The 13,657-nt window shown below is 38.1% G+C and carries 12 protein-coding genes; 7 read left to right on the top strand and 5 right to left on the bottom strand.

The features are described from left to right. Positions 1-194 precede the first annotated feature (194 nt). Entirely contained in the window at positions 195-1,535 is a 1,341-nt protein-coding gene (gene brnQ / locus ACJ9PY_RS23085; protein WP_098865741.1) for a branched-chain amino acid transport system II carrier protein, read from the bottom strand. 914 nt (positions 1,536-2,449) lie between these two features. Between brnQ and speB the strand changes: the two genes are divergently transcribed. From speB to ACJ9PY_RS23060, 5 genes are all read left to right on the top strand, one after another. Further along, positions 2,450-3,388 (top strand): agmatinase, encoded by a 939-nt coding sequence (speB, locus tag ACJ9PY_RS23080; RefSeq protein ID WP_411739099.1) that lies wholly within the window; start codon positions 2,450-2,452, stop codon positions 3,386-3,388. 55 nt (positions 3,389-3,443) lie between these two features. Then, entirely contained in the window at positions 3,444-4,811 is a 1,368-nt protein-coding gene (locus tag ACJ9PY_RS23075; RefSeq protein WP_411739098.1) for an APC family permease, read from the top strand. Between the two features lie 43 nt (positions 4,812-4,854). Beyond that, a complete protein-coding gene (locus tag ACJ9PY_RS23070) occupies positions 4,855-6,498 on the top strand; it encodes an amidohydrolase (protein ID WP_411739097.1) in 1,644 nt (547 codons plus the stop codon). Positions 6,499-6,609: 111 nt separating this feature from the next. Further along, on the top strand, positions 6,610-7,188 hold the full coding sequence (locus ACJ9PY_RS23065) for a TetR/AcrR family transcriptional regulator (protein WP_063574937.1): 579 nt from the start codon (positions 6,610-6,612) through the stop codon (positions 7,186-7,188). A gap of 502 nt (positions 7,189-7,690) precedes the next feature. Continuing rightward, positions 7,691-8,185: a DinB family protein gene (locus tag ACJ9PY_RS23060; protein WP_057279083.1), complete on the top strand. Its 495-nt coding sequence runs from the start codon at positions 7,691-7,693 to the stop codon at positions 8,183-8,185. Positions 8,186-8,807: 622 nt separating this feature from the next. Here the strand turns inward: ACJ9PY_RS23060 and ACJ9PY_RS23055 are convergent. Both ACJ9PY_RS23055 and ACJ9PY_RS23050 read right to left on the bottom strand, forming a co-directional pair. Beyond that, positions 8,808-9,338 carry a PadR family transcriptional regulator gene (locus ACJ9PY_RS23055; RefSeq protein ID WP_034310865.1) on the bottom strand — a complete coding sequence of 177 codons (531 nt, stop codon included), beginning with the start codon at positions 9,336-9,338 and terminating at the stop codon, positions 8,808-8,810. Between the two features lie 46 nt (positions 9,339-9,384). Further along, complete coding sequence (locus ACJ9PY_RS23050) at positions 9,385-10,566, bottom strand: YhgE/Pip domain-containing protein (RefSeq protein WP_411739096.1); 1,182 nt, start codon at positions 10,564-10,566, stop codon at positions 9,385-9,387. Positions 10,567-10,961: 395 nt separating this feature from the next. Here ACJ9PY_RS23050 and ACJ9PY_RS23045 point away from each other — a divergent pair, with 395 nt between their 5' ends. Next, positions 10,962-11,405, top strand: a complete 444-nt coding sequence (locus ACJ9PY_RS23045) for a cell wall hydrolase (protein ID WP_096341135.1) — start codon at positions 10,962-10,964, stop codon at positions 11,403-11,405. Positions 11,406-11,528: 123 nt separating this feature from the next. Then, entirely contained in the window at positions 11,529-11,714 is a 186-nt protein-coding gene (locus tag ACJ9PY_RS23040) for a hypothetical protein (RefSeq protein ID WP_250160964.1), read from the top strand. Positions 11,715-11,829: 115 nt separating this feature from the next. On the opposite strand, the gene ACJ9PY_RS23035 is transcribed toward ACJ9PY_RS23040, so the two are convergent. Together ACJ9PY_RS23035 and ACJ9PY_RS23030 are read right to left on the bottom strand one after the other, a co-directional pair. Further along, on the bottom strand, positions 11,830-12,192 hold the full coding sequence (locus ACJ9PY_RS23035; RefSeq protein ID WP_268564211.1) for a hypothetical protein: 363 nt from the start codon (positions 12,190-12,192) through the stop codon (positions 11,830-11,832). Positions 12,193-12,738: 546 nt separating this feature from the next. Next, positions 12,739-13,377: a DUF1796 family putative cysteine peptidase gene (locus ACJ9PY_RS23030; protein ID WP_411740316.1), complete on the bottom strand. Its 639-nt coding sequence runs from the start codon at positions 13,375-13,377 to the stop codon at positions 12,739-12,741. Between the last annotated feature and the right edge of the window lie 280 nt (positions 13,378-13,657).

Here is a 13,657-nt window from a genome sequence, read left to right as displayed (position 1 = left end):
GGAATGTTTAATAAATAAAGAACCCGAAGACAAACTTGCTTTTCTTTCAGTCTGGAGCTGCCATTATGGCAGAAAAATTAGCCATAAAAAACACCCCGTAAATGTTAGTTTGGTGTCTAACATTTACGGGGCAGTTCAACTCGCTTATCTCGAGTTCGTCTACAGTTTATATGCCTGGACTGACTTTATATCATTTAATCTATTTGGTGATCATGACCAAATTTCGACTTTAAAACGCTGCTTGCATACCCGATGAATCCACCAACAATGGCAGGGACAATCCACCCAAGCCCAGCTTCATACATAGGAAGTATTGCAGTGAAGAAATCATTGATGAAAGTAATGTGTACACCTGCTCCATTTAATCCATCAAATAGACTGACGATGAATGTTAAAAGTAAGCTGCCTTGATAAACTTCAGGTCTTCCCTTAAATAAGGAATGAAGAAATGTTAGGAAGATCAAAACAATGGCTAATGGATAAATGGCTGTCATAACCGGTACTGAAATGGCAATTAACTCAGTTAGTCCAATATTGGCAATGATTGCACTGAAAATGGATAAACTTATGGCAATCGTTTTGTAAGGCAGACTTGGAAATAGTTTATGGAAGTACGTCGAGCAAGAGGTAATGAGTCCTACGCTCGTCGTAATACAAGCTACTGTGATCATTAATCCCAATAATAGCCCGCCATATGATCCAAAGTAGTAATCCGAGACTTTCGCCAAGATAATGCCTCCATTATCCAAGCGTCCAAGTTCCCCAACGCTTGAAGCACCCATATAAGAGAGAGCTGTATAAATGGTAGCAAGGATAACCGCCGCAATGGCAGTCGCTTTTCCACAAACGATCATGATTTGTTTTTTTGTTTTGGCACCTTTTTCTTTGATGGCATTAATGATGATGATGCCAAAAACAAAAGATGCAAGAGTATCCATGGTTAAATATCCTTCTCTGAACCCGTTGAAAAATGGTTGAACCATATAGTGCTCGGCAGGTGCTTCAAAATCTCCAATTGGATTAACGAAAGCGACTACCACCAGGATTCCAATGAACGTCAACTTGATGGGTGTCAAAACTTTCCCCACAATTTCGACAATTTTCGCGGGATTGAGCGAAAGAAGGCATGAAACTGTAAAAAAGATGATGGTGAAAATAAGTAAAGGCAATGGACCTGGATCTTCAGGTAAAAAAGGTTTTACACCGATCTCAAAAGAAACGTTCCCTGTTCTAGGCATGGCGAATAATGGACCAATGGCTAAATAAAGAATGGTTGTGAATACAATACCAAAGACTGGATGGACACGGCTTGCTAATGATTGTAAGTCATCTTTACCAGAAAAACCGAGTGCCAGCACACCAAGTAACGGTAATCCTACTCCTGTGACCAAAAACCCTGCATTAGCCGACCAGATATTCGTACCTGCCGATTGGCCAAGCATTGGCGGGAAAATTAAATTCCCTGCACCGAAGAAAAGGGCAAATAACATGAACCCAATCACTACTATAAATGAAGATGGAACCTTATTAGACAAAATAAACCCTCCGAGTAAACCAAAATTTGCTATTTTAGAAAATTATTAAATTTTCTAAAAATTATATAAACAGTAATACTAAGACCGTACAGTATTATAACTAAATTAAATTGATATTTCAATATATTTTTTGTTTTTTATTATTTACCTTGATTATCAGTGATCCGCCCTTATCTTATTTTGAACATCTAAAGGCTGCTCATACTCATGAAATTTGAAATATAAAGGAAATGAGTATGCGGAAAAACTGCTTTGCGCCTCGAAGCAGTTTGAGCTCACGATAAAGAGTGACGGTTTAGACGGTTGAATTATAATGGAATTTAGAGTGGAAAAAATAAGGAGGTGTTTAGAATGGTTGAAAAAATTCTGGGATTGTTCTTTGAAAAACGGAAACAAAACAAAAAGGATGTTTTATCACTAATTTTAATATTCATGCTTCCTATAATTAATTAATTTGGTTAAGTATATCTCGGATATGGACTTATCTTGGTTAGCTGGCATTGTATCAATTGCAATCATTATTCTTGCAGCATCGATATATTTTGAAGGAAAAAGAAACAGGGAAAATGATGGTTAAACTTCTGTTTTAGTTTGAGGGGACGTTAGGCTAATTGTAGTTGTTTAGGGAAAATCGCGTCGAGGAGGCTTGGCAGACAGTCGGCGGAAAGGGAGCGTATTTCCGGAATCACTGAACGTTTTTTTAGACAAATCGACTTGAAAAATAATTTGACTTTTTTAACAATTGTGTTTATATTTGGTTTAATACTAACTACCGTTAGTTAATATAGTGCGAAAAAGTAGGTGTTATATATAAAAAGTAATTCAATGAATCAAATGAATCATGATTTGTAAGCGATTACACATTGTATTTGTAAATCATATCAGAAGACTTTTAAAACCAGGAGATGATAATTATGAAATATCCACTTACACCAGATGTAAAGCCAGAGTTTTGTACAACAGGGACTTTTATGCGTTTACCTTCTCAAAAGCATGATGCAAAGCTGGCAATTGTAGGTATGCCTTTTGATACAGCAGCGTCTTTTCGGGTAGGAGCCAGGTTTGCTCCCCAAGCCATTCGCCAATCATCCATGACCCTGTTTCCCTATCATCCGATTCATGATGTATATCCTTTTGAACAAATGAACGCCATTGATATTGGCGATATCCCTGTTATTCCCCATAATATTCATCGAAGCTATGAGCTAATGAAGGAATCCATTCATGAATTGATGTCCAAAGGGGTCATACCGATTGGATTAGGGGGAGACCATTCTGTTACTTTAGCTAGTTTAAGAGCTGCGGCAAAGGTATATGGACCAGTAGCCATGATTCATTTTGATTCCCATACAGATACCTGGGATACATATTATGAGGAAAAATATTGGCACGGATCTCCTTTCATTCGTGCCCACGAAGAAGGTTTACTGCAGGAAGATAAAGTGTTTCAAATAGGAATCCGCGGCACGCTAAACCACTCTGGAGATTTACAGGCAAGCCTCGATTTAGGTTATCGCCTGATTACAACTGGTGAACTTTCCAATCGTGGATTTGAAGATGTTTTGAAAGAGATTAGAAAAACGATTGGTAACACCCCTTGTTTCTTGACATTTGATATAGATTTCGTTGATCCTTCTTTTGCCCCAGGAACAGGTACACCTGAAATTGGTGGTTTTAACAGCTATGATACATTAAAAATGATACGTTCCCTAACTGGATTTAACTTTATAGGATATGACGTTGTTGAAGTGCTGCCTTCATATGATCCAAGTCAAATCACTTCACTTTTAGCGGCAACACTTGTACATGAATTTGCCAGCCTGGCAGCATTAGGTGCGAAAGAAGATAATTAAATCACTTCAACTTAAAAACAGCCCATTTATTTAATAAAGGAGGCAGCTCTTTGCGATGAAAGGATTACCCGAGCTTAAGCGTTCACTGAATACAAGATATGTAATTGTATTTGGACTTTCCTTTATGGCGCCTGTGACAGTATTTAGCACATATGGCATCGCTATTGATCGTACCCATGGAATGATTCCGACAGCATACATAATCGCGTTAATTGTCATGCTATTCACTTCATATAGTTACGCAAAAATGGTTCAGGTATATCCCACTACCGGGTCAGCTTATACCTTTGTGCAGAAAGGAATTAATTCACACCTTGGTTTCCTGGTAGGATGGGTGATTTTATTGGATTATCTTTTCAGTCCTATGATCAGCGCTTTACTTTTTGGGATTATGGTGAATGCTTATTTCCCTGGTATTCCTATCGTTGCCGTTATCATTTCTTTTATCATTGCTGTGACAACGATTAATATTTTAGGAATTAAGGTCGCTGCAAATGTGAATACCTTTTTGGTGATATTTCAATTTCTTTTTATCATGATCTTCAGCCTGCTTTGCATAAATGGACTTTTATCAGGAAAAGGCACCGGAGAGTTGTTTTCTAAAGATCCTTTTTTTAGTCCAGACGTGAATATTAATAATCTGCTTTCGATTGTACCTTTATTATGTTTTAGTTTTCTTGGGTTTGATGCGGTTACTACACTTGCAGAAGAAACCAAAAATCCGAAAAAAACACTTCCTAAAGCTATTTATGCTACGACATTGATTGGAGGGTCATTATTTGTTGCAGCTACCTATTTTGCACAATCGATTTTCCCGAATTTCAATGCTTTTAAGAACCCTGATACAGCTATAGTCGATATCATGATTTATACCGGGGGTAATTTTCTGAATAGTTTGTTTGTTTCTGTTGTAGTGACATCCGCTACTGCCTCTGCGATAGCTTCAGGAGGCAGCGGAGCCCGGATTTTGTATGCAATGGGGAGAGATAATGTTCTGCCTAAGCGGATTTTCGGATATGTTTCCCCAAAATTTCAAACGCCCATATTCAATATCTTGATCATAGCTTGTATTGCAATGAGCGCCGTATTTTTGGATATCGCAACGGCTACTTCTTTCATTAATTTTGGGGCACTGTTTGCTTTTACTTTCGTTAATCTTGCAGTGCTTATCCATTATTTTGTGAGACAGAAGCAGAGATCTCCTAAGAGTATCATTTTATATTTCCTTCTTCCCTTAATAGGCACCGGCATAACTATATTGTTTATGACAAAGTTGGATATCCATTCATTAGTATTAGGAATCACATGGATGACAGTAGGGTTCATTTACTTATTGTACTTAACAAAAATGTTTAAGGAACGTCCTCCTGAACTGAATTTTGCAGAGCAAAAAGAAGAATTCGATGTGAAACTCGTGCAATGATCAGTTACTGTTTTATTATTTTGAATGAAAAGAGGTAAACTCCATGACTATTAAAAAAGCGGATATTGTCCTTTCCAGTGATGCTATTTTCACAGGGCTTACACATGAGCCAACGTCTGGGGCAATAGCTATCTTAGATGACAAAATTTTGAGTGTAGGATCAAAAGCAGAGATTGAACCTTTTATAGGAAGTGGTACAAAAGTATTTAACTATGGAAATCAATTGATTATGCCTGGATTTCATGATTTTCATCTCCACATTATGTTCAGTGCACTAAGTTTAACTAGTATTAATTTATTTGAAGCCAGGTCAGCTCAAGAAGTGGCTGCAAAAGTACTGGAGTTTTCTAAAGAATGTCCTGAGGAAGGATGGATTATCGGCATGCAATGGGATGCAGGTTATTGGCATGATAAACAAGAGCCCCATTATAGAATTCTTGACGCTGTCATTCCAGATCGTCCTGTCGTTCTTTTTCATGCTGAAGGTCATTATACATGGGTGAACAGTAAGGCAATGGAATTAGCAGGAGTTACTGAGGAAATACGTGATCCGGATTTTGGTCGCTATGAAAGAGATAAGAATGGTTTACTTACTGGAATTTTATATGAAGATGCACAGCAAATCGTTTTAAAAGAGGCATTACGGTTAACACAAAATAAAAAAGAAACGATATTAAAAGAGTTTTTACGATTGTTATCGCAATATGGAATTACTTCTGTAAACGATTTGTTTGCGCCCATAGATGACTTCCTTCAAGACTATGATCTTTTTGAGAAATTGGATAAGCAAGGAGAATTAACGACTAGATTTCATATCACTCCTGAATTGGATGGCAATTTGGACAAAGCTCAAATACTGAGAAATAAATATGTATCAAAGAAACTGCAATTCTCAGGATTAAAGCAATTCGTTGATGGAACAGTCACGGGCCATACCGCTTACTTCCTGAAACCTTACTCCGATCAATTGGATATTTGCGGTCACCCAGCTCTAGATCCAGAAGTATTGATCGATCGAGTTGTTAAAGCGGATGAACTCGGATTTAGAATCAGGTTTCACGCTATTGGAGATGCGGCAATTCGTTTAGCTTTAGACGCTTTTGAAGAAGCTGTACGCAAGAATGGAAAAAGAGACTCAAGGCATACAGTCGAGCATATTGAAGTAATTGATTCGGATGACATTGAACGTTTTTCAAAACTGGGGGTCATTGCCTCGATGCAGCCTGATCACATGGCTGCTTCATCAAGAGAGGTATATACTTCAATAATAGGTCCTGAAAGGGAAAAAAATGTGTTCCTGACGAAGTCGCTATTAAATACAGGTGCATCTTTAGCTTTAGGAACAGACTTTCCGGTTTCCATCTCATTAAATCCAATGCGGCAAATATATACTGCGATTACTAGAGTGGATAGTAGCGGAGATCCACAAAACACATGGCATCCTGAACAAAAACTCACTTTGGCAGAGGCATTGCAAGCATATACATATGGCTCAGCCCATGGATGTTTCAGGGAGCACGAGCTAGGTACATTAGAAGAGGGAAAACTTGCTGACCTTGTGGTTTTAGACAGAAATCTATTTGATATTCCAGAAAGTGAAGTGCTCGAAACTAAAGTGGAACTAACAATAAACGATGGGAAAGTTGTGTATAAAAGCGAAGAAACTTCTTTATCAAGCATATTCTAATTCTTATCTTTTAGAGAAAGAACCATGTTCCAAGGTGTTAAATATTTAGTTTAAAAAAGGAAATGAGTTTATAATGAAATTAACTGACGTTGGATAGTTTGGAGGCTCATTATGACAAAAAATGAAATAAAAAACATTTCCTTATCACTTTTTACCAAGTACGGATACGAGGGAACTGCTTTATCTGAAATTGCCAAGAGGGTAGGTATACAAAAACCCTCAATCTATAACCATTTCAAAAATAAGGATGACCTTTTCTTGTGTCTGTTTGAAGAAATCCTGGAAGAGCATATACACCAGGTCGAACAATTTGTCGAAGAGATAAATACACTCTCTTCTGAAGAAAAGCTAAAGCACATCCTTCTAGATACTTGTAACTATTATAAAAACCATGAAGATAAAGCAACATTTTTAAAGAGGGCAATGATTTTCCCGCCGGAGCATTTGAAGCACATTTTAAATGAAAGTTTCCTTAGATCTGAAGAATCATTTTCCGCTATCTTACATGCTATCTTTGTCGAAGGAATAGACAAAAAAGAAATACGCCAAGGGAAAATCGAGAACTTAATCATGTCCTATTTCTGTTTGATTGATGGGATATTCATGGAATTTTCTTATTATGGTAAAGAGAATATGGAACCTAGAATTCAAAATATATGGGAAAATTTTTGGTATGGACTAAGTGGATGATACGTTCAAAAAGTTCATACTCTAAAAACGATCAAATAGGAATACTTATCTGCTCATTCCGATTAAGTCTGTGAGGGGCTGTACAGTGATTCGTTGATTGGAACGTAGGGCACTCGCTTTCCGCGGGCGGTCCGGGAAGCCTCCTCGGCGCCTATGCGCCTGTGGGGTCTCCCCCTGGACACGCTTCTCCCGCAGGAGTCTCGCGCCTAAAATCGAAGTTTCTTCCAATACCCTGAAATTGGTAAAGTCCCATCAAACATATAAAAGATAACTTTACGATTACTAAAATGGTCAGTTTTTCTTTCTCAGTCAACAAAAGCTATGATAAACTGATATTATCAGAATTTTCCAAATAACGGAACGTTCATTGTTCCGTTAAAGGGCCAGTTTAATTGAACAAGGAATTGGCATGACAACTTGGTTAGTTATCTAAAACACGTCGCAAATGAATGTTGACCAAAGGGATTATCTATTAAAGGGATTAAATTGGAGGGAATGGAAAATGGATGTAAAGACCCTTTTATTACAACAATGGGCAAGCTGCTTAGATGAAGAAGACTGGTTTCCACCACTTGAAAAAGTGCTAGAGGATATTACTTTTGAACAGGCAATTTGGAAACCAGCTGATGGTGCAATGAATTCCATTTGGGAATTAGTTTGTCATTTACTTTTCTATGAAAAGAGATTTCTGATGCGGTTTCTTGGTGAAACAGAGAATGAACCACAGGCAGAAAATAATGACTCTACATTTCGACTACCAACTGAGACGTTAGAAAATTGGAAAGAAACAAAACAAGAATACTTTTATGTTCATCGCGAACTTGGAAAAGTACTAGCAAAATCAGAACACGAAGATTTGTATAGACAGGTCCCGGGAGAAGATAATTCATTAGTGCTTGAATTGAAGAGTTTAGCCATGCATGACGCATATCATATTGGGCAAATTGTATTCCTTAGTAAAATGCAAGGAGCTTGGCCAGAGAAACGCAGCTTTTAAAAAAGCTTCATTAGCTTTACAATGATTCGATTATAGGGAGTTTTAATGAATAAGAACGGGAACGTCCAAATCGGACGTTCCCGTATTTTATCCTACTTTTTATAGGGAAGAAGCCCTCATTGGATGGAAGAAATATGCGACACTCCTGCCGAATAACCGGCTAGCCGAGACCCCACAGACGCTTGCGTCGAGGAGGCTTGGCAGACAGTCGGCGGAAAGGGAACGGATTTCTGAAATCAGCTGGAACGTTTTTGAGGGGGAGTAAATCTGATCGTTGATTTCCACTCCAGGCACTCGCTTTCCGCGGGCGGTCCGCCCTCGGCAAGGCCTGAGGGGTCTCCCTTGGCCACGCTTTTCCCGCAGGAGTCTCGTACCTTACGTTCCAATCAACTGGAACGTTTTTTTAAATAAAAACTGCAGGCTGGTCTATTCCGAACCAAGTTTAGTTTATTCTTTAAATTTTTCTCCTGTACTCTTCATTGGATGGAAGAAATATGCGACACTCCGCCGAATAACCGGCTAGCCGAGACCCCACAGACGCTTGCGTCGAGGAGGCTTGGCAGACTGTCGGCGGAAAGGGAGCGGATTTCTGAAATCAACTCGAATTTGCCTGCAAGTAAACTCACAATTCCTTTGTCTTGATCCTTTTGATTAACTCTTCAAACCAAGATATTGTGTGATCTGTCCTGGTCGAAAAATAACCCTCTAAAAATTCACGAATATTCTCGTTGCCTTTAGGTTCTGGCTCGAAATTCCCAAGCTGCTCCCAAATAGCCTTGATGGACTTTACTTTTCTTTCTAATATATCTACTACTTTATCCCGGTCCACATACTTGATGTTGGCTAAACCGACAATCATATCCTTGATTTCATCCGCATTTTCAAATAATTTATAGATTTTTTTTGGTAGTTCTTCGCGACCCTTATCCGTAATCGCAAATACCTGTTTATCAGGCCGATGTTCTTCTTTTATCACTTCAACTGGCTCGACTAAACCTTGTTTCACCAATGATTCAAAATGGTAGTACAGTTTACTTTCCGTTAATCCGCCCAGGCGATCCAATGGAATAGGTTCTGAAAGCTGCTTTTTTAATTTATAAGGATAATTTTTATCCTCCATCAGTTTGCTCAATATAAAAATTTGAATAGACATTTTCTACGCTCCTTTAAGAAGTATTATCTCCTTATTGTAGCAAAACCTAAGCTGTGATTTCTGCCGCTTTCTTTTCAACTTCTGTTTCAGAAACTTGTATTGGCATCGGTTTGTGTAAAAACGCGACAATAGCCATGTTAATTAACATTGCAGCGGCACCTACCGCAGCCATTGACCAAATATACGGACTTGGACTGATGCTGCCAAATAGGTTTGCAAAGTATGCTTGCACCGAGTAATACATCGGTGAAATGTGGCTCATCCATTCATATGGTGCGTGCATCATATCACGTGTGATGGTGGCACCATTCGCTATTGTTTGCATTAATAAAATCGGTAAGTTTAAAATCATGCCGCCTTCACCAAATAAGAAGATTAAAATCGCGGTGAAATTAAAACATACCATATAGTTCAGTATTTGTTGACCTACTATACCGAAGAATAGGTCACCGCTTGGCTTGTCAATTAAATAGGCTACACCTACAGCGATGATTGATGAAACCACGGCAATCAATAATGCAGCCATTTGCACATAAGCGAATAACCGTGTTTTGCTTGCTTTTCCCCGGCTGGCTCTAAATGCACCTACTAATTGCATGGCCCCGATCATTGCCCCTACATAACCGGCCATTGTTAAGAACATCGGCAGCATATTATGATTCATGCCATCGGGTATTTCGTTGATTGTAACGACATTTCCTACATAGGATTTCTCAATCTTTTCCGCTAATTCAGCAGCTTGCTTTTCTGGTACATTAAAGTTCATCAATACGCCCTGAGCTGTTTGTTGCGAGAATTGTGTGCTTAACTGATTGTTAATTTCAGTTACGACAGAATTCATGGTAGAAGAAACGACTGTTGCCCCTGCCTCATTGATTGTAAAGTCGATGCTTGATGACGCTTCACCTTTTTGAATATTTTCAGAGAAAGTTTTTGGGATGTGTACGACTAATGCTAAATCATTGTGCTCCAAATCTTTTAAGGCTTGTTTATTTGATATATCCGTCTCGATTTCTTTAAAGGGTAAATTTTCTTGTAAATTTTTGGCGATCATTGCCCCATTTTTACCAGCATCATCATTGATGATGGCGATAGGTAATTTATCGACATTTCCTGGAATGGCTGTATACCCAGGCAAGAAGATGCCTAGCATGGCAACTGCATAGAAAATCCCCATAAAGATTGCTGCTGTTGCACCTCGTGTTTTTAAGAATGCAGTAAATTTCATATGTTGAATCCATCCTTTTGTTTTAAAGTATATTACTCAATTTCAAGTACTCAAGTTAGAGTAGTTTAAATGAAGTACTTAGAATTTTATTTTATTTTTTACATAAAGTCAATCGAAAAATTTTATGTTTCTTTATTCAAAAGAAAAACCCCCGACACTTTGTTGGGGGGAATTTGTTATTTAGATTCCTTCGGCAACCTTGTGTGCAAAAAAAATCCTTCTCTGACTAGCATATAGGATCTTGATTTCATTCCATTAAGACACCCATTTTCTCGTTGTTACTAAGCGAGTTTAATACAGCCTCGACAAAAGCCTCTACTGAAGGAGAGTGTCATTTTCACAAATGATGACATTAGTGCAGGCTGTTTTTCATACGATATATTTGGGGTGAAAAAATGCCAAGAGTAAATTATCGAAGTTCAGACGTGGATTTAATGGCAAGGATGATGAGAGCTGAAGCCGAAGGTGAAGGACTGCAAGGAATGTTGTATGTTGGAAATGTAATTGTTAATCGCCTTAAGGCAAATTGTTTAGACTTTAAAGAGTTAAGAACAATTCCACAAGTCATTTTTCATGTACAAGGAGGAAATTATTCTTTTGAAGCTGTTCAAAAAGGGAATGTATTTTATCAAAGAGCGAGAACTGCTGAAAAAAGATTAGCAAAACAGAATTTGGATTATTGGAGGCAACACCCAGGGAAATATGCACTTTGGTATTTTAATCCATATGCTCCATGCCCACCGACTTGGTACGATCAACCTTTTGCCGGTCAATTTAAAAATCATTGTTATTATGAACCAAAACCTGGAACATGTGAAAGTGTTTATACAGGAGGTTAGGCCGTTATTTCATTTCAAGGAGCTGATTAGCAGCTCCTTTTTTTTAGGCAATAATCGAGCACTCCAATAAGGTTTTTTTGGTAAAATAAAGGGGGAAATGAGTTGTTGTTTGGGGGATTTTTAGTGAAGTCTATAATATTTTATATTGTTGGGGGATTCATTCTCTATATAGTTATTGAAACAGCAGTGAGAAGAGGAATAAACCATTCAAATATTGGTCAATTTCTTGAAAAAAAGTATGGAATGAAGGAAGATAAAAAGTCTTTTCTTGATGATGATTTGGATAATGAAAATAAGACGGATTATTAAAACAAGGGAGGTTGCTGCGGCAACCTTTTTTTTAGAGGGGAAGTTAATGTACAATCTTTTTTTATAAAACAAATTCAACAAGACAACAATGATAGCTCCTTGTCGAATAGCACACTTATTCAGCATCTTTCCGAGGGCGACGAAATTCGGCGTAGTAGACCTTTCTTTTTTTGGGTTCGGATTCAATATTTTCGATGAATGCTGCTTTGGTTTTCTCCAGTAACAACCCCTTTAATTCCCGAAGCTTCATTGGTCCCACTCCTGGCATCTTATCAGGAATATGTACTTCGAAATCTCCCTGGCGTTTATTAAAGCGGATGCTAGCAAGCCCCGTTCTTTCGGCTTTCCCCAAGGTATATGCAAATTCAAATCGCTGCTGAATGAATGAAGATAACTCAGGCAGCCCTAAACCTTCATAGAGGGGAGGGAATTCATGATAAACGGGAGGTTCTATGAATGATATTGAAGAAATCTTCAAATGGATACTCCTCCTTTGGCGGAATAAAGACATACATACGTTGCCTATATTATTGTGCTCTGGGCCAATTTTTTAAACATCCATACAGCGGTCTTGCTTTCCTGTAACCAGGAACTGTCCAGCTTTTTATTAGGGCTCCTCAGCACTTTTCCTCTACTGCAATATCAGCATATAAAACACGATCGTTATAAATTCTTAAATTAATTGGGTGCAATAGCCATTAATTTTCAGTGTGCACGATGAGGAAAGGAACTTTTCATTTTGCATAGGAATCGAAATTATTTAATAAAAAAAGGCTCTTTTCGTAAAGATTGTTGTTTTTAAAACGAAACTATTTAAGGTTGATTGGAGCGGAAGTGCGAGACTCCTGCGGGAGCAGCGGGACAGGTGAGACCCCACAGGCGTTTACGCCGAGGAGGCTCACCGCCCGCCCCGCGGAAAGCGAGCACCTGGAGGGGAAATCAACCACAACTCACTACCTGGTAAATCGCAACAAAGTATGGGAAAACAGCCTAAAAAAAAAGCCAGGAAACCCTGCCTTTATGTCTAATTCGTTAAAGTTATTCCTTGTAAAACATGATCCCAAATGGCATTATCACTGGGATTACTGCGAGGAACATGTACAAAGCAAATCCCATCATGGGGCCAGTTCATATCTTTAACTCCTGTTAAACCACCATCTACTGGCTGCATGATCAACAGGGTAAACTTACCCGTTGTAAGTTGAGATAAAATAGATTGTAATTCGATAATATCTTCATAGTTCGCCGTTGACCACTCATATCTGATGAATAATGTATTTTTACTTTGCTGGATTTTTGTAAGGAAATTTTGGATGCGGTGATTCAGCTTATTTTTAAATGCTGGATATTGAACTGTCCAATCTTGATTTGGTATCTTCGGAAAATCATGGACGGAATCTATCTTATAGTGGCTATCATGAATAAAATGTGCTTTTGATGGTTGAGTACCCCCTGGTTCAAGAACAACATTTCCTTCATCAACAAAATGAGCGAGTATATCTTTCTCATGCATATTTTCTAACTCCATATATCCCTCAAATTTATTCTTTAATAATCTATTTACTTCAGGGAGGAAAGCAGATTGAACCCAATCCAAAGGAAATGAATTCCTTCTTAAATCATACCTCTTTGTATGGAGGGCAGGTCCGCACCAGCTGCCCAAACCAGCGATCAATTCATAAGATCCTTTTATCTCCGATAACTTCAAATAATCACTCCTCTGCTTTTTAATATTCTATAACAGAGCCAGTCTATTTGATTGGACAATTTATAAATGTGTGTAAATAAGATGTCAACTTAAATAAATAGGTTATAAGGTTTCTACGGAAGCCTTTTTTTCATTGTTGAACAATAGGAGTAAGATACCAAACTTTCCTTCTGCCGAAGGCTAATTTGTAAAGTATTGTACTTAAACTAAAGGGCACTTTATTTTTGAACACCTG

Origin of the sequence: Peribacillus sp. S4 (genome assembly GCF_046715815.1) — a bacterium.
In the GTDB taxonomy this organism is placed as follows: Bacteria; Bacillota; Bacilli; order Bacillales; family DSM-1321; genus Peribacillus; species Peribacillus frigoritolerans.
This window is presented reverse-complemented; position numbering and strand designations above follow the sequence as displayed.